The 16,129-nt window shown below is 71.4% G+C and carries 18 protein-coding genes and 2 pseudogenes; 12 read left to right on the top strand and 8 right to left on the bottom strand.

From position 1 onward, the window contains the following. Positions 1-90: 90 nt before the first annotated feature. Together ACTMTU_RS00100 and ACTMTU_RS00095 are read right to left on the bottom strand one after the other, a co-directional pair. The gene (locus ACTMTU_RS00100; RefSeq protein WP_441261317.1) at positions 91-1,062 is read right to left on the bottom strand and encodes a hypothetical protein; all 972 of its coding nucleotides are present in this window, start codon (positions 1,060-1,062) and stop codon (positions 91-93) included. A 76-nt stretch (positions 1,063-1,138) separates the two neighbouring features. Then, positions 1,139-1,771, bottom strand: a complete 633-nt coding sequence (locus ACTMTU_RS00095; RefSeq protein WP_441261316.1) for a nucleoside/nucleotide kinase family protein — start codon at positions 1,769-1,771, stop codon at positions 1,139-1,141. A 30-nt stretch (positions 1,772-1,801) separates the two neighbouring features. On the opposite strand from ACTMTU_RS00095, the gene ACTMTU_RS00090 reads away from it, so the two are divergent. Continuing rightward, complete coding sequence (locus ACTMTU_RS00090) at positions 1,802-2,191, top strand: VOC family protein (RefSeq protein WP_441261315.1); 390 nt, start codon at positions 1,802-1,804, stop codon at positions 2,189-2,191. Positions 2,192-2,269: 78 nt separating this feature from the next. On the opposite strand, the gene ACTMTU_RS00085 is transcribed toward ACTMTU_RS00090, so the two are convergent. Genes ACTMTU_RS00085 through ACTMTU_RS00075 form a run of 3 tightly spaced genes read right to left on the bottom strand, consistent with a single transcriptional unit; the run spans position 2,270 to position 5,235 of the window. Next, positions 2,270-3,496, bottom strand: coding sequence for a lactonase family protein (locus ACTMTU_RS00085; RefSeq protein WP_441261314.1), 1,227 nt, complete (start codon positions 3,494-3,496; stop codon positions 2,270-2,272). 28 nt (positions 3,497-3,524) lie between these two features. Continuing rightward, a complete protein-coding gene (locus tag ACTMTU_RS00080; protein WP_441261313.1) occupies positions 3,525-4,619 on the bottom strand; it encodes an SRPBCC family protein in 1,095 nt (364 codons plus the stop codon). A 4-nt stretch (positions 4,620-4,623) separates the two neighbouring features. Then, entirely contained in the window at positions 4,624-5,235 is a 612-nt protein-coding gene (locus ACTMTU_RS00075; protein ID WP_441261312.1) for a histone protein, read from the bottom strand. 197 nt (positions 5,236-5,432) lie between these two features. Between ACTMTU_RS00075 and ACTMTU_RS00070 the strand changes: the two genes are divergently transcribed. The 8 genes and pseudogenes from ACTMTU_RS00070 to ACTMTU_RS00035 all read left to right on the top strand — a co-directional run bounded on the left by ACTMTU_RS00070 (position 5,433) and on the right by ACTMTU_RS00035 (position 9,797). After that, positions 5,433-5,726: a gas vesicle protein GvpO gene (locus tag ACTMTU_RS00070; protein ID WP_159685333.1), complete on the top strand. Its 294-nt coding sequence runs from the start codon at positions 5,433-5,435 to the stop codon at positions 5,724-5,726. A gap of 47 nt (positions 5,727-5,773) precedes the next feature. Continuing rightward, positions 5,774-6,256: a gas vesicle protein GvpJ gene (gene gvpJ, locus ACTMTU_RS00065; protein WP_441261311.1), complete on the top strand. Its 483-nt coding sequence runs from the start codon at positions 5,774-5,776 to the stop codon at positions 6,254-6,256. A gap of 35 nt (positions 6,257-6,291) precedes the next feature. After that, entirely contained in the window at positions 6,292-7,005 is a 714-nt protein-coding gene (locus tag ACTMTU_RS00060) for a GvpL/GvpF family gas vesicle protein (RefSeq protein ID WP_441261310.1), read from the top strand. Between the two features lie 14 nt (positions 7,006-7,019). Continuing rightward, positions 7,020-7,271 (top strand): gas vesicle protein GvpG, encoded by a 252-nt coding sequence (locus ACTMTU_RS00055; RefSeq protein WP_159685338.1) that lies wholly within the window; start codon positions 7,020-7,022, stop codon positions 7,269-7,271. A 98-nt stretch (positions 7,272-7,369) separates the two neighbouring features. Then, positions 7,370-7,720: pseudogene (locus tag ACTMTU_RS00050) on the top strand (gas vesicle protein); the annotation flags it as partial. Between the two features lie 331 nt (positions 7,721-8,051). Beyond that, positions 8,052-9,047 carry a GvpL/GvpF family gas vesicle protein gene (locus ACTMTU_RS00045; RefSeq protein WP_441261309.1) on the top strand — a complete coding sequence of 332 codons (996 nt, stop codon included), beginning with the start codon at positions 8,052-8,054 and terminating at the stop codon, positions 9,045-9,047. Further along, positions 9,044-9,286, top strand: a complete 243-nt coding sequence (locus ACTMTU_RS00040) for a gas vesicle protein (protein WP_441261308.1) — start codon at positions 9,044-9,046, stop codon at positions 9,284-9,286. Before ACTMTU_RS00045 ends, ACTMTU_RS00040 begins: the two co-directional genes overlap by 4 nt. Then, positions 9,276-9,797 (top strand): gas vesicle protein K, encoded by a 522-nt coding sequence (locus tag ACTMTU_RS00035; RefSeq protein WP_441261307.1) that lies wholly within the window; start codon positions 9,276-9,278, stop codon positions 9,795-9,797. Before ACTMTU_RS00040 ends, ACTMTU_RS00035 begins: the two co-directional genes overlap by 11 nt. Positions 9,798-9,817: 20 nt before the next feature. Here ACTMTU_RS00035 and ACTMTU_RS00030 read toward each other — a convergent pair whose 3' ends face one another. Continuing rightward, a complete protein-coding gene (locus ACTMTU_RS00030; protein ID WP_441261306.1) occupies positions 9,818-10,273 on the bottom strand; it encodes an ATP-binding protein in 456 nt (151 codons plus the stop codon). Between the two features lie 162 nt (positions 10,274-10,435). Between ACTMTU_RS00030 and ACTMTU_RS00025 the strand changes: the two are divergent. The 3 genes and pseudogenes from ACTMTU_RS00025 to ACTMTU_RS00015 all read left to right on the top strand — a co-directional run bounded on the left by ACTMTU_RS00025 (position 10,436) and on the right by ACTMTU_RS00015 (position 12,901). After that, positions 10,436-11,268: pseudogene (locus ACTMTU_RS00025) on the top strand (helix-turn-helix domain-containing protein). Beyond that, entirely contained in the window at positions 11,265-11,510 is a 246-nt protein-coding gene (locus ACTMTU_RS00020) for a DUF397 domain-containing protein (protein ID WP_441261305.1), read from the top strand. The pseudogene ACTMTU_RS00025 and the gene ACTMTU_RS00020 overlap by 4 nt, the downstream one beginning before the upstream one ends. Positions 11,511-11,656: 146 nt before the next feature. Further along, positions 11,657-12,901 carry an SUKH-4 family immunity protein gene (locus tag ACTMTU_RS00015; RefSeq protein ID WP_441261304.1) on the top strand — a complete coding sequence of 415 codons (1,245 nt, stop codon included), beginning with the start codon at positions 11,657-11,659 and terminating at the stop codon, positions 12,899-12,901. 147 nt (positions 12,902-13,048) lie between these two features. On the opposite strand, the gene ACTMTU_RS00010 is transcribed toward ACTMTU_RS00015, so the two are convergent. Next, positions 13,049-14,875 carry a vWA domain-containing protein gene (locus ACTMTU_RS00010; RefSeq protein WP_441261303.1) on the bottom strand — a complete coding sequence of 609 codons (1,827 nt, stop codon included), beginning with the start codon at positions 14,873-14,875 and terminating at the stop codon, positions 13,049-13,051. Further along, on the bottom strand, positions 14,872-15,933 hold the full coding sequence (locus ACTMTU_RS00005) for an ATP-binding protein (RefSeq protein WP_441261302.1): 1,062 nt from the start codon (positions 15,931-15,933) through the stop codon (positions 14,872-14,874). The genes ACTMTU_RS00010 and ACTMTU_RS00005 overlap by 4 nt, the downstream gene beginning before the upstream one ends. Positions 15,934-16,129: the final 196 nt, after the last annotated feature.

The raw sequence follows: 16,129 nt of genomic DNA, 5'->3' as shown, positions 1-16,129 counted from the left end.
AACCCTGCCGGAGAACACGCCTGTGACCTGCGCGGGCGCCCCTGGAATCACCGACATGAGTGACCCGGTCGCCGGCGTGGCCGGCCCGGCTCAGTTCTCGTCGCCGGGGGGCCGTTCCTCCTTGGCGACGAGCCGCTCGAGCAGTTCCTGGAACTCCTCGCCGATCATGATCTGCAGACCCTCGCCGTCCTCGTCGCGGTCGCTCAGCTGGGTGAGCGTGCCGCCGTGCCACCAGTAGACGTAGGGGCTGATGGCGCCGGGCGTGTCCTCGTACCCCGTGGCTGCGAAGGCGGCCATCGCGTTGAGGGCGGGGAGCAGGCCGGTGTCGTGGATGGCGTGGAAGGCAAGCTGGTGCCGGAAGGGCATGGCCACCAGGGCGCCGTCCGCGGTCAGCTCCTCCCCGGTGACCTGCCGTACCAGCGTCTCCAGGGTCAGGACCCGGCTCGCCGTGTAGAAGGAGTCACCGAGCACGACCTCGAAGCGCATGCCCTCGGAGTCCTTGACGGTCTCGTGCGCCTCGACGGGCAGTCCACGGAGGTTGTAAAGCGCCTGGTCGCGCAGATAGGGCAGGTCGCCGAGGGGTTCGAGCGCCTCGTCGGTGAGCATCATGACGCTCTCGGGGAGGTCGAGCGCGAGGATCTCGTACAGGCCGGGGGCGACGGTGCGGGCGTACGCGAAGCTCCGCGGGTCGAGTCCCTCGGCGCCGACGACACGGGGGTAGAGCTGGGCGCGGATCTGTTCGGCGGGCAGGGTCTCCAGCGCGGACGGCGCGTCCATGGTGCGCAGCACCATGCCGACGTGCTGGTGAATCAGTTCGGGCCACACGCGGGGTCCGCGTTCGTCGTTGTGGCACACGGCGGCGAGGTTGCCGAGGCCGAACTGCCGGCCGGCGCTGTCGGACACCATGTCGGTGTAGACGGTCACCTCGAGGCCCTGCTCGGCGAACGCCTCGCGGACCTGGGCGCGGAACCTCGCCCCCTCGTCGGCGGAGAAGAAGGAGAACTCGGGGTCCCGGGGCGCATCGCGTCCGTCACGCTTCGGCCCTCGCCGGAACAACCCCACGTCAACCGCCCTCCGCTCGCCTGTCACTGATTCGAGCGTACCGACCCCGGGTGAACTGCGGGGCTCCCCCTTTCGATCACTTCATCGGCACGACGAGATCGGCCCGGTCACGGCCGTGGCCGATCAGTCGTGCGTTGGGTTCGTCGGAGTCGTGGACCCAGCGCTCGGCGAACGGGCGTTCCTTCCCGAAGCGCACATGCCGGTCGACCAGCCGGCGCAGCCGCTCCTCCTGGTCGAGCTCGAGGAACCACACCTCGTCGAGGAGGGGCCGGACCCGTGCCCAGGGCCCTTCGTCGTGCAGCAGGTAGTTGCCTTCGGTGACGACGAGCGGCACCGCCGGGGCCACGGGGATGCTCGCGGCCACCGGTTCCTCCAGTGTCCGGTCGAAGGCGGGCGCGTAGACGACGGCGTCCGGGTCGGGGGCGCGCAGCCTGCCGAGCAGTGCGGCGTACCCGGCGGCGTCGAAGGTGTCGGGGGCGCCTTTGCGGTGTTCGCGGCCGAGACGCCGCAGTTCTTGCTGGGCGAGGTGGAAGCCGTCCATGGGGACGAGGACGGCGAGGCCGTCGAGCGCTTCGACGATCCGGCCGGCGAGGGTGGATTTCCCGGCGCCGGGCGCCCCTGCGATCCCGAGGAGGCGCCGGCGTCCCGGTACGGCGAGGGAGCGGGCGCGCTCGACGAGGTGGTGCGGCAGGGCGGGCATGCCGCCCATTGTGGCCAGTCATACGTATAACCTTGACGCATGCCGAACATCGCCCTGATCACGCTCGTCGTCCGCGACTACGACGAGGCCATCGCCTTCTACACCGACGCACTGGGATTCCACCTGGTCGAGGACACCGACCGGGGGGACGGCAGCCGCTGGGTGGTGGTCCGCCCGGCGGGTTCCGGGACCGGCACGGGCCTCCTGCTGGCCCGCGCCGGCGACGAGGGGCAGCGCGCGAGCGTCGGGGCGCAGACCGGCGGTCGGGTGGGCTTCTTCCTGCACACGGACGACTTCGCGCGCGACCACGCCCGGATGACGGCGGCGGGTGTGCGCTTCCTCGAGGAACCGCGGCACGAGGCGTACGGCTCGGTGGCCGTCTTCGAGGACCTCTACGGCAACAAGTGGGACCTGCTCCAGCCCCGGTGACCTGGAGCCGGGCGGCAGCGCCCGCCGCGGCCCGCGGCGGGGTCGGCCCCTCGGCCGCCCCGCCCCGCCCGTACGCCGCTAAAGCGGCAGCGCGTACACCGCGACCGGCGACCTGAACGCCGGTCCGGCCGGGCGGAGTCCGCCCGTGCTCCGGTCGACATGAAAGGCCGTCACAGTGCTCGAGCGCTGGTTCGCCGCAAACAGCAGCCCGCCGGACGGCGAGAGGGCGATGTGCCGGGGGAAGTCGCCTCCGACGGGCACGGTGTCGAGCAGGCGCAGGCGCGACCCGCCGGCCTCGACGGCGTACCGGGTCAGGCTGTTGTGCCCCCTGTTGGCGAGGTACGCGTACCCGCCGTCGCCGGTCACCGCGAACTGGGCGGGGTAGTTGGTGCCGGAGCCGGTGCCGGTGGGCTGCGGCGCACCCGGCCGGAGCCTGCCGGTCCGCGGGTCGTAGGCGCAGACCACGACGGTGTTGTCGAGCTCGTTCGCCACGTAGGCGTACCGGCCCGAGGGGTGGAAGGTGAGGTGCCGTGGACCCGCGCCGGGCCGCAGCGTCGTCCGCGACACCTCGGTGAGCGTGCCCGCCCGGGTGTCGAGGCGGTAGGTGTAGACGGTGTCGGTCCCCAGGTCGACGGCGAGCACGTGCCCGCCGTCGGGGCTGGTGACGATCTGGTGTGCGTGCGGCCCTTGTTGACCGGGGCCGGGCGGCGGATCGGCGTGGGTGACCAGGTCCGTACGCTCACCCGGCGCGCCGGAGGCGGCGAGCGGATGGACGGCGACGCTGCCGGAGCCGTAGTCGGCGCTGAGCAGCCACCGTCCGGACGGGTGCACGGACAGCTGGCAGGGCCCGGGCCCGCCGGTGGAGCGGCTGCCGATCACCTGGTGGGCGCCGCCCTCATCGAGCCGCACGGCGGTCACGGCGCCGGGATCGCGTTCGTTCACCGCGTACAGGGTGCGGCCGGAGGGGTGGACGGCGAGGTACGAGGGGTCGCCGACGCCTTCGACGACTCCGGTCCCGCTGATCTTGCCGCTCGTCTCGTCGTACGTGGCCGTCGCGATCCCTGAGCCGCCCCCTTCCGCGGACGTGTACGTGCCGATGAACAAGGGGCGGGCCTTGCGGGGCCGGTCCGAGGCGGTGGTGGCCACCCGCGATCTGGCCCGCGGTGCCGACTCCTCCGCCTGCGAGCACGCCGCGAGCGCGCCGCCGGCGGCCAGCGCGCCCAGTCCGCCGAGGAAACGGCGCCGCCCTGCGTGCGCGGCGCCGTCGGTCCGGTGGTCCCTGCCCGTGCCGGTGCTGATGCCCATGACAGGCAGGGTAGGGCCTGCGGCCGGTTCAGCGGCGCTGTCCGGCCCTTGCTCCTGCCCGTGCCCGGTCCTTCTCCTCGTAGTCCTCGCCGTCCTCTTCCTCTTCGTCGTCCTCCCGGTCCTCGTACGCCTCGTCCTCGTCCTCGCCGTCGTCCTCGTCGCGCCGGGGGCCACCCTCCTCGTCTTCGTACTCGTCGTCGTTTTCCTCGTCCCCCTCCTCCTCCTCGGCTTCGCCCCGGTCCTCGGCTTCGTCCTCGTAGTCGTAGTCGCGGTCGCCGCGCTCGTCGTCGCCCTCGTCGCCCTCGTGCTCCTCGCGCTCCGCCTCTTCGCGCTCGAGTGCGTCTTCGTGGCTGACGACGACCTCACCGTCACGCACCTCGCCGCGCCAGCCCTCGGCCTCTTCGTCCGTGAGGGTCACATGGCGTTGGAAGTGCTTGAAGTCGAGCCGCAGGCGGCGTCCTTGGACCCGCCACAGGTTGCCCGTCTTCTCGAAGAACCCCGAGGGGTAGTACTCCACGACGAGCACGATGCGGGTCAGGGAAGGGGCCAGCTCGTGGAAGCTCACGCATCCGCGGGTGCTCCCCTTGGCGCCCTCGGACGTCCACACGATCCGGTCGTCCGGTATCTGCTCCTGGACCGTCGCCGACCAGCCGCGGGTGGACGGCCCCACCTTGACCTTCCAGTCGGAGCTGACCTCGTCCTTCTGGGAGACGCTGCGCACGCCCTTGGTGAAGCCACTGAACGCCTCGTACTTGGTCCAGTGGTCGTACGCCGTGCGTAGGGGCACGCCCACGTCGATGGTCTCGACGATGTTCATGACCTTGGTGTCGCCGGACTTGCGCCCGCCCTTGCCGCCTCCGAGCTTTTCCTTCACTTTGCCCACGATGTTGTCCTTGGTGCTCTTGAGCTTGGCGCTGATCAGGGACTTCATCACTCCGCCGACGGGCAACTTTCCTCCGTTCTCGGCGACGTCGAGAAGCTTGTCCGAGAGGCCTGACACCTTGTCGCCTGCTGTGTCGGCGAGCCGTCCCGCGCGGGCGCCGACGTAGCCGGTGAGCTCCTCGCGCAGCTGGTCCAGGCCGCTACCGGCCTCAGGTGTGGATCGCTGATCCGTGCTGGTCATGGCCCTACCTCCGCCGTGTGCCGGACCCGGACGTCGCGTCCGTGCCAGGGGGAACTCGCTTCGCGGACGCCTTGCCGGTCGTGGCGGCCTTCTTGGCGGCGGCCCTGGCGGTGGCCTTCTTCTCGGTGGAGGTCCCGGCGGAGGCCTTCTTCGCCGTCTTTCCGGCAGCGGCACCGCGGGACCGGAGCTCGCCCCGCGCCCCCTTTTGCTGCTTCTCGGGCTTCTGCTCCTCCTGCTCCTCCTCGGGCTCGTCCGCCCGGTCCGTCTCCGTCTCGCGCTGCTCCTTGTCGTCCCCCTCGTCCCGGTCCTCGAGACGCAGCGTGCGCTCGTGCAGCGCGTCGGCCAGCCCGGCCATCTTGCGGTCGGCGGTCGCCGCCAGCGCCTGGCGGCCGGCTTCCATGAGCTCGCCCCGCAGCTGGTCGCCCAGTCCCGCGAGCTGCGGGGCGTCCTTGAGCGTCTTCACGCCCTGGGTCAGCATTTTCTGCGGGTCGAGACCGGCGCGCCGCCCGGCGAGATACGTCCCCACCGCGATGGCCATGCGGCCCTTTTTCGTACGGCCCAGGACATAGCCGCCTGCCACGGCGGCCGCGAGAGCCATCCGGTTGATGTCCTTCATGAGCTGCTCCCTGTGACAGTCCGTGCCCGGCTGCTCTCCCCCCTGCTCGTGCCTCTCAACGTCCATGCCGGTACGGGCCTGTTGGGGCCGGGAGAGCCGGTAGGTCCACGAGTTCCACAGCGAACCCCGAGTATGCCTATATGCTGAAATTGTACGTTTCTGTATGACGAACGGTCCTGCCGTGATGGGAAGGGGCGATGACTTCCTCAGATCCCGCCGGACGGCGTCCCAAGATCAAGGCGGCGAGCGTGATGCGCTCCGCGGCGGACCAGCTCGCGGAGCTGCTCGGCCGCCCGCCCGAATCGGTATCGGCGCTCAGACACACCGAGGACGGCTGGGAGGCCGACGTGGAGGTGCTGGAGGTGGAACGGATCCCCGACACCACGAGCGTGCTGGCCAGCTACCGAGTGACGCTCGACGAGGAGGGCGACCTGGTGGAGTACCGGCGCACCCGGCGCTACACCCGCGGTCAGATCGACCGACCGAACTGAACGACCTTCGAAGGCCCGTCGCGGGCCTTGCGACGAAGGGAGACACCATGACGGTGGTACCGCAAGGCGGAGACGGCGTCGCCAGGGGCGGCGGCGGTGGCTCCGGAACCCTGTACGACGTCCTCGACCTCATTCTCGACCGCGGACTGGTCATCGACGTCTTCGTGCGCGTGTCCCTGGTCGGCATCGAGATCCTGAAGATCGACGCCCGTGTCGTCGTGGCCAGCGTCGACACGTACCTGCGCTTCGCCGAGGCCTGCAACCGGCTCGATCTCGAGTCCGGAAGAAAGGCGCCCGCCCAGCTGACCGACGTCGTCGGCGACACACTCGAGAGCGGAGCGAAGGGGAAGTCGAAGGGGGCGCTCGGTGGCGCGATGGAGGCCGTGGCCGATTCCCTGACGGGCGGCGGCAAGAAGCGGCAGGCCGACGACCGCGCCGAGCTCGAGGAGGGGACGGACGTCGAGGAACGGGAACCCGTGGAAGAGCGCAGGCCCTCCCGGCGGGCCTCCCGGCGGGAACGGGAAAGGTAAGGCGGGCGGGAGTGATCCCGCAGTGAGGAGCGACCATGGCCGTGTACGTCTACTCGATCACCGCCGAGGATCATCCGGTCCGTCTCGACGGCGTCGAGGGAGTCGGAGAGCCGCCGGCCGACCTGCGAAAGGTGGTCGCCGGGTCGCTGTGCGCCGTCGTCAGCGACGCGCCGGACGGTCTGCGTCCCAAGCGCCGCGACGTCATGGCGCACCAGGCCGTCCAGGAACGCCTCATGGCCGACGGCACGGTGCTGCCCCTGCGCTTCGGGCTGACGGCACCCGACGACGACGCGGTGCGGGACGCGCTGGAGCAGGAATCGGCGAAGTACACACGGCGCATCGAGGCAGTTCGGGGCTGCGCCGAGTACAACCTGAAGGCGTCGCAGGACGAGGAGACGATCCTCCGCGAGATCCTGCTCGAGTCGGAGACGGCCCGGGAGCTCAACGAACGGATCCGCGGTGGCGACGCGACGCCCGATCTGCCGGTACGGCTGGGCGAGTTGGTGGCCGGGGAGATTCAGGCGAGGCAGGAGGCACTGGCCTCCGGAGTCATCGAGGCACTGCGTCCGCACAGCCGCGAGGTGAGCACCGCGCAGCCGACGGGTGAGGACTTCCTCAACGTGTCGTTCTTGGTCGCCGAAGACCAGGAGGAGTTGTTCCTCACCACCCAGCTCAGTGTCACCAACCAGTTGGGCGAGGGTTACACGTTCCGGCTCAACGGACCGCTCCCTCCGTACAGCTTCGTCTGAAGGGTTGATGCGCCATGGGTCTGTTCACCCAGATCGTCACTCTGCCGTTGGCGCCGGTGCGGGGGGTCGTGTGGGTCGTCGACCGGGTGCGGGAGGCGGCGGAGGAGGAGTACTACGACCCGGCGCCCGTGCATCGCGCGCTGGCAGAGCTGGAGGCCCAGCTCACTTCGGGGGAGATCGACGAGGAGACGTTCGACCGGAGGGAGGACGAGCTGCTGGACCGCCTCGAAGAAATCATGGCGTACCGGGCCGACATCGGGCGGTGACGGCCGGTCGTGCCCTCGGTCGGGCTTCTGGCCCCGATCCCGGCCTGGCCGGGACCACGCCGTGCACCGCACGCACCGCGAAACGTGAGGTTCCGATCGTGACCGAACCACTCGCCAACACCGGCTCCTACCCCTCCCGGGCGGCGCCGGCGTACGCCCAAGGCTCGTCCTCGACGAATCTCGCCGACATCCTGGAACGGGTCCTCGACAAGGGCATCGTGATCGCCGGCGACATCCGCATCAACCTCCTCGACATCGAGTTGCTGACCGTCAAACTGCGCCTGCTGGTCGCGTCCGTGGACAAGGCGAAGGAGATGGGGATCGACTGGTGGGAGCACGACCCCTCCCTGTCGTCCCGCGCCTCGCAGGACGGCTCGGAACGCTCCCTCGCGGCGGAGAACCGGCGCCTGCGCGAGGAGATCGAGGCGCTGCGGCGCGAAAGCTCGCTGCCCGGCAGGGCCGAGGAACCCCTGGAGGCGTCACGCCCCGTCGTGGAGGGCCGGGTGCTCGCGGAAGGCCGGGCCGGCCGGGAGTCCGAGGAGCGCCTGGAGGACAGGGACAGCCGCCTGGAGGACAGGGACAGCAAGGAAGACAACCAAGTCAGGGACCGCGGCGAGGCGCAGGAGCGCAGGGAACGCCGACAACGGCCGGACCGCGCGGCACGCTCGGAGCGTTCGGAGCGCTCCGAACGCGAAGACCGCCCTGCCACCCGCACACGCCGCGAGAACCGCGAACGTCCAGAACGCCCCGAACGCCCCGAACGCCGAGGAACCCGCGCCGATGACCGCTGAGGAAACGACTCCTGAGGGGACGACCGCCGCCGAGGGCCTCGCGGACGGCGGCGATGCCGTCACCTACGTCTACGCCGTCGCCCGTGACTCGGAGGCGCTGCGGGAGTCCGCGGCGGAGCTGGTGGGCGTGGGAGGCGCCGCGGTGCGTGTCGTCGCGGGAACGGACGGCGACCGCTCCGCAGCCGGCTCCGGCTCCGGCTCCGGAACCGCCGGGCACGGGGAGGTGGCGTTCGTCGCGAGTTCGGTGAGCGCGTGGGACTTCGACGAGGACGCCCTGCGGCGTCACCTGGAGGACCTCGAGTGGCTGGAGGCGGTCGCGCGCGCCCATCACGCGGTGATCGAGACGCTCGCCGGGGCGACGACGGTGCTGCCGCTGCGGCTCGCGACGGTCTACCTCGACGACGACCGCGCCCGGGAGGCACTGGACGCCGGCCGCGCCGGATTCGTCCAGCTGCTGGCCCGGCTCGAAGGGCATGTCGAATGGGGCGTCAAGATCTACCTGGACGCCCCCTCGGAGTCCCCCGGCCCGGACGCCGCTGCCGCCGCCCCGGCCCCGGGGACCGCCGACGCCGGTCTCGGCCCGGGGCGCTCGTACCTCCGCACCCGCAGGGCGCAGCGGAGCAGCCGCGAACGGGCGCACGAGGCGGCACGGACGGCGGCGGAACGGATCGAGGCCGCGGGCCACGCGTACGCCACCGACCGGGCACGCCACCGGGTCCAGCAGGGTGAACTGGCCGGCTCCGGCGGCGAGAACGTCGTGAACGACGCCTATCTGCTGCGGGAGGACCGTTCGCACGCGTTCCGCACGGAGGTGGCGCGGGCGGCGGAGGACCTGCCGGGCGTACGGGTCGAGATCACCGGCCCATGGGTGCCCTACTCCTTCACCACGCCGCCCGACGGAATGCCCGGCGCATCGGGCACGTCCGATGCGTCCGACGCCTCGGGCACGTCCGGCCCGTCGAGCGCCGGGGGCCGACCGCCGTGACCGGGCCCGTGACCCCCCGTTACGACGACCCGCTCCCGCAGCGGCAGGTCGCCCTCATCGATCTGCTGGACCGGCTGCTCAGCGGCGGGGTGGTGATCACCGGTGACGTGCTGCTCTCCGTCGCCGACATCGACCTCGTGCGCGTCTCGCTGCGCGCGCTGATCGTGTCCGTCGACGCGGAGACCCGGCCCCTGTGGGTGGGACCTGCACCGGAGGGCGGCCTTCCGGATGTCCGATGACGCCCGCCCCGACCGGGCCGACCTCCCCGACGGGACCGAGCGGGCCGAGCGGGCCGAGCGGGCCGAGCGGGCCGAGCGGGCCGAGCGCCGGGGCGGCGCTCCCCCGCCCGCCCGGCAGCGGCTCGACGAGGTCGCGGACGCGGCTTCCCGCGCCTTCCGGCTGCTTCCGGCGGCCCCACAGGACGTGCCGGCGACCGCGAACCGGCCGTCCGCGCCGGCCCGGCGGATCCGTACCGACCCGGACACCGTCGAACGCGACCTGATGAAGCTCGTCCTCACCCTCGTCGAGCTGCTGCGTCAGCTCATGGAGCGGCAGGCACTGCACCGGGTCGACCAGGGCGATCTCACGGAGGAGGAGGAAGAGCGGCTGGGGTCGACGCTGCTCCTGCTGCACGACCGCATGACCGGTCTGTGCGCCCAGTACGGGCTGACCATGGACGACCTCAACCTCGATCTCGGCCCCCTCGGAACGCTGCTGCCGCCCGGCGACTCCGCACGCCCGCCCGACTGACCGACCGGCACCGGCGCGGGTCACGGGGTCGTCACCGCCCCTGGCAGGTCGAGCTCCACCCGCACGGTCTTCCCCACCGGTACGCGGTCCAGCACCTGCCACCGGTCCGCGAGCGCCGCGACGAGCACCAGCCCGCGCCCGGAGTCCGCCAGGTCCGGCGGCGCGGTGACGTGACGCGGCGGCCGGCGTTCGCCGCGCGTGTCGGACACCTCGATCCGCAGAGCGCCGGGGGTGCGGGTGAGCCTCAACTCGAAGTCCCGGCCCGGCACGCGGCCGTGCGTCACGGCGTTCGCCGCCAGTTCCGCGACGACGAGCGCGGCCGCGTCGGACGCCTCCGAGCCGTGCGGGACGTCCCAGGCCTGGAGCTGGTGCAGGGCGAGGTGCCGGGCGAGCCGCGCGCCGAGCGGCGTGGAACTGAAGCGCTGGGTGAACACACGTACGGTGCCCACCTGTTGAGGCGTGATGGGTGGCTGCATACGGCCAACTTCGCGTCCACGACCGGCGTTTCCCCAGATCAGACCCTCGTACGCTGAGTCGCCGTACGGGTACGGAGGGTGGACAGTACGGGTAACGGACCGTGACGATGGCCGCGTTGCGGAGTTGAACGCACGGCACACGTACGCGGGAGGTGGCCGCACATGACGGAGACGGCGGGCGGGGCGGGCGGATCGAACGGGTCCGCGGCGGAACCGGAGGTGTCCGACAGCCTGAAGGCGTTCGGCGAGGTGGTCAAGGCGTTCCGGAAGCGGGCGCGCCTGACGCAGGAGGAGTTCGCGCCACGGGTGCGGTACTCGCTCCCCACGGTGGCCTCCATCGAACAGGGCAGGCGCTTCCCGCCGACGGACTTCGTGGACCGCGCGGAGGAGGTGCTCGACGCCTTCGGGACGCTGAGGGGCGCGGCACGGCACCTGTCGCGCCGGCCGGGACTGGCGAGCTGGTTCCGGCAGTGGGCGGGGCTGGAGGCGGAGGCGGTGAGCCTCGATACCTACGAATGCCGTCTCGTACCAGGCCTGCTCCAGTCCGAGCTGTACGCCCGGACGGTGTTCGCGCAAAGTGTGCCGCCTCTGACCGACGAACAGTTGGAGGCACAGGTAATCTGTTCCGCGAGAAGCCCAACGTGCCGTTCAGTTTCATCATCGAGGAAGCGGTGATCACCCGTGGTTTGGGCGGGAACGAAGTGACCCGCAGTCTGCTCGAACACATGCTGGATCACGCCCGTCTGCGTAATGTCGAGATCCAAGTAATGCCTGCCCAGCAGTCCCAACACGCAGGGCTCGATGGCCCGATGCAACTCCTCGAGACTCCGGACCACAAGTGGCTCGCCTACTCGGAGGGGCAACAGTCGGGCCAGCTCATCGCAGACCCGAAACAGGTCAGCATCCTGCTTCAGCGGTATGCAAAACTGCGCTCGCAGGCTCTCACCCCCGCACATTCCGTAGGCCTGCTGGAGCGAATGCGAGGAGCGGTATGAGCACCCCCGAGCTGGCCTGGTTCAAGAGCAGTTACAGCGGCACCCAGGGCGACTCCTGCGTCGAAGTCGCCCTGTCCTGGCACAAGTCCACCTACAGTGGCGGCGACGGCGACTCCTGCGTCGAGGTCGCCGCCTGCCCCACCACTGTCCACGTCCGGGACTCCAAGGTCACCGACGGCCCCCGGCTCGCACTCTCCCCCGGCTGCTGGACGGGCTTCGTCGCGTTCGCCGCCCGGGACTGACCCCGCTGCCGGATACCGCTGCCCAGCAGGACGTCAGTCAGTGGCAGAGCCACGGCCACCGGAACCCGAGTATCAGCATCAATGTCAGTGGTGCCTCCTATCGTGGTGGTCGTAGGGAGATCACGGCACAGCACCACGGGGGAACCATGTCCGCGACCACCAGCGTCAGCGTGCCCGCGCACGCGCTCCATCCGTCCGTCACGCACGAGGCGACCCGACTCCGGCTGACCGGCCCCGGTCTGCCCGCGGACCACGGGCTGATGCGCTTCACCCCGCCGGCCGGGGCCGGGGCGGTGCCCGTGCCGGATCTGCTGGCCGACGGGGCGGACCGGGCGGAGCTCGACCCCTACATCGCGGGCCTTGTGCTGATCGGTCACCTCCGATGCGAGGACTACGACGCCCAGGAGATCGTCCTCGACGGCGCCACCGGGCGGGTCTTCACCATGTATCTCTTCGAGGACTCCCCCCGTCTGATCGACGTGATCCCGCTCGCGCCGTCCGTCGACGCACTGGTGCGATTCCTCGCGCAGGTGGACGACTTCCGGGCGTTGCGAGGCCGGTTCGCCGTTCTCGCCGGCCGGACCGGGCCCGAAGTGGTGGCGGAGGCCGAGCGGTTGCTGACGGCCGTTTTCGCCGAGGAGGACTGGGACGACGGCGACTGGGGCAGCGCGGGACCGCGATCGGGCTGGGAACACGGGATCCCGGCGGTGTGGCGCATCGCCTCGACGATACGGCCGTTGGCTCTGGTCGCCGGGCCGGGACAGGGCCTGCTGCTGGACCTGCCGGACGGACTGCTGGACGAGGAGTTCGGGGCGGAGGAGATGGCCCGCGTCGATGCTGCCGACCTGCCCGATGCCCTGACCCACGAGCCGACGCGCCGGTTCCTCACCGAGGTGGGGCTCCCGAAGGTGGAGCTCATGTTCGGCCTGTGGGGCGAAGACGACCTGCTGCGCATACTGGCCGAGAGGGAGGCGGAGACCGGGGCAGAAGCCCGGACCGGTACGGAACACACGTCGCCCGCAGACGACGCACGCTCCCGCCTGCCGGCCGACGCGGACAGACTGATCACCCTGGGCGGTCTCGTCCACGACTTCGAGGTCCTGATCGACGGCCGCACCGGCCTGCTCTCGTACCGCGAGTACGGCGACGACACGACGACTCCGGTGAACGCCGACATATCGACGCTGGCGTTCACGATGTGGATGTACAACCGGGAGCAACGGCTCGACCAGGAGCACGACTTCACCCAGGACTTCTACCACCAGCTCGCCGACACCATGGCCGAGGTCCTCGCATCGGTCGACCCGGTGGCTTGCCTGCCGGCGAAGGACGCCGACGACTACCGCTACTGGCCGGAGGTGTTCCACGACGAGGCGGGCGGCGTCCTCTGACATCGCCTCCCGCCGGGAGGTGATGAGCGCCCACCGGCCGCCCGCGCCTGCTCCCGCCCACGCGTCCCCGCACCCCACGCATCCGCGCGCCGGCCCCACCCGGTTCTCCGTCGCCCCGGCGAACGGCCTTCCCGCCACCGGGACTCCTCATGTCAGGCGGAAGACCGGCCCCCTGGGCGTGAACGGCAACGAGGCCCCCTGCGGGATCAGGAACGCGTGCTCGCGGCGGATACGCAGTGTGTCGCACCAACCGTCGGTGATGACCAGCACCGGCGCGTTCGCCGGGAAGTCGCCGGCCCGGTGGAGCAGGTCGATGCCCGGCTGGAGCACCGTCCCGCCGCGTCCGCGGACCCGTACCCGTCCGGCGATCTCCACCGGCGGCACGTATCCGGCGTCGTACGCCGCCGCGTCGCAGAAGACGACGCGGGCGGCCGGCACGTCGCGGGCCTCCGCGTACGAGGCGATGGCGCCGAGCGCCTTGCCGAGCAGCGCGCTGTTCATCGAGCCGGAGGTGTCGAGGACGACGCCGAAGGTGCAGCGGGGGACCTCTTCCTGCGGGAAGTACCGCCCGGCGCGCGGGATGTCGGGGGTGGAGGCCTGCCGTCGTGCCGGGCGGGCGTAGGAGCGCACCGGCTCCGGCCGGGGAACGTACTCGTCGAACCAGCGGGCGAGCCGCGCGTCCCAGGGCACGGGCGGATGGGCCAGCGCGCGGATCTCCTGGACCAGCCCGGCGGGCAGCAGACCGCGCTCGCCGTACTGGTGCAGGTCGAAGCCCTGCACCAGACCGCGCCGGTAGAAGTCGTCCAGGTCGGCGTAGGGGCGGGAGGCCGCGTGCGGCAACGGGTCGCCGAGGATGTCGCCCACGCCCTTGCCCCGCAGGGTCGCGAGCCTGCGGCGGCGGCGCAGGTCGGTGGCGATGCGGTCGTAGACCTCCTCCACCGACAGGTCCTTCAGCTCCGGGTCGTACAGCAGCCCCTCGGGCATCTCGCCGACGCGCATCTCCACCAGCCAGCCGTTGACGACGAAGTCGGCGGCGACGTTGAAGAGCAACGGGTCGCGCATGCCCCGGCGTTCACCGTGCCGCAGGGCGGCGTGCAGCATCTCGTGGGCGAGGATGAACCGCCACTGCTCGTCGGTGAAGGTCCGCAGCGGATTGATGTAGATCTCGCCCGCGGCGGAGCTCACGGCGGCGATGGAGATGTCCTGGGCACGGGCGAGTTCGGCGTCCGCGACGACGGTCAGGCCGGCCGCGATCCCGCCGAGCAGCGGATAGGAGGAGACGAACCAGTTCAGCGCCCGGTCCCAGGGCCGCTGCGGCAGGCGCTCGCCGGTGACCCGGTCGCGCCGGCCGCCCGCCACGTCCATGGCGGCGGAGACGCTGCGGGTGAGCGCGTGAGCGAAGGCGGTCTCCCAGTCGGGCACGGCGGTGTTGTCCCATGCCCGCCAGGTGGTGAGGACCTGGTCGGGGTGCTCGCCCGCGGTGCCGCAGTGCCGGTAGGCGGCGGGGATGCCGTCGCGGCGCCAGCGTGCCGCGAGCAGTTCCTCGTCACCGCCCGGGTACGTCTCGGGGACGTCGCCGGGAGGGCTGCCCACCGGGAAGGTGAGCAGGAAGCGATTGACGACCGTGCAGCGGGCCGCCAGGTCGTACCGGTCGGGCTGCTCGCGCAGCCTGTCCTTGGCCGCCGGCACATGGCCGAAGCCCAGGTGCAGCAGACAGTGCGCGAGCGTCCAGGCCCACTCCTCGGGACGCGCCCGCTTGGTGGGATGGACGTGGACGACGCCGTTCGAGTCGACGGCCGCCAGCCCGCCGGCCGGGGTGGCGGCGCACTTGCCCTGCCGGCAGAAGTCGGCCTCGACGGCGGCGAATGCAGGGTTGCGCTTGACCATGGCGAGCCCCGCCGCGAACGCCTCGGTGGCCGGGTCGGGCTTGTCGCCCTTCTTCCCCGCGGCACCCTTGTTCGCGGCGGCCTTCATCGCCGGGCCTCGACCAGCCGCGGCATGTCGCGTGCGGCCTCGACGAGGAACCAGGCGGGCAGCACCGGCTGCCCGTCGGCGTCGTCGGCGATGACGGTCTGGGCGACCTCGACGGAGATCTCCGCGAGCTGCACCAGCAGCGACTTGGCGCGGTAGGCGGTCTGCCGCAGCGAGGGAGACACATGCTCCTTCTGCCGGGGGAGTTCCTTCACCAGCCGCCCCCGGAACGCCTCGGCCAGGTAGTAGAGCAGGTCCCTGTCCTCGAGCCGCGCGGGCCATGAGGCGTCGCCCTTGAGGATGGCCTCGATGCCGAAGGTGTGGCGCACGATCTTCGCGTAGCCGCAGAAGGAGACGGCGTGCGCGGGCGTGAGGGTGCCGTGGACGACGACCTTGAGGGTGTTCTCGTCGATGCCCGGTCCGAAGGAGTGCAGCGCGTCGGACAGCATGTGCCAGGAGCGGGGCGTGGAGAACGGCTCCTCCGTCTTCGGCGGTGCCGACCAGAGGTGGTCGGGCCGGTCGGTGAGATAGTCGGTGACCCACGGGTGGATGCCGTGCTCGCCGGCCCACACCAGCCAGTCCGCCGCCGACGCCTGGAGATGGACGTGCGTGAGGCGGTTCACCAGCGCGGACGCGATCGGCCTCGCCAGCGCGTTGTCCGTGGCCCGGTTGCCGGCCCCGATGACGATGGACCCGGCGGGCAGCTCGTACGACCCGATCCGGCGGTCCAGGATCAGCGAGTAGAAGGCCTTCTGCACGTCGGGGCTCGCGGCGTTGAGTTCGTCGAGGAACAGGCAGTACGGCTCGTCCCGTGCGATGGCCTCCGGCGGGCAGAACACGGATCGCCCGTCGCGGATCTGCGGCACCCCGATCAGGTCCTCCGGGGCGAGCTGCGTCCCGAGCAGGCTCACGCACTCCAGCCCCAGCGAGTCGGCGAACCGCCGCACCAGCGACGACTTGCCGATCCCGGGCGCTCCCCAGAGGAACACGGGCCGCACGGTGGCGAGCCCGAGCAGCAGTTCGGGTATCTGGGCGGGGGTGACGGTGACGGCTGCCTGCACGCGGAGGTGTTCCTTCGGAACTCGGAAGATCGGGGCCCGCCCAGTGTGAGCGGCCGGACGCCTCGCCGCAGCCCAATTTCCGCTGTCTCACCTTGGGAACATGGCGCTCGGGCCAGTGCGTCAGGGGTTCACCCAGGCGCTGGGGGGCTTGGTCAAGTCCGATACATCGGCGGGGAGTCGGGCCGATGCGACATCG

It is taken from the genome of Streptomyces sp. OZ13 (genome assembly GCF_052068155.1).
GTDB lineage: Bacteria > Actinomycetota > Actinomycetes > Streptomycetales > Streptomycetaceae > Streptomyces.
The sequence above is the reverse complement of the archived record's forward strand: the minus strand, read 5'-3'. Positions and strand labels throughout refer to the sequence as shown.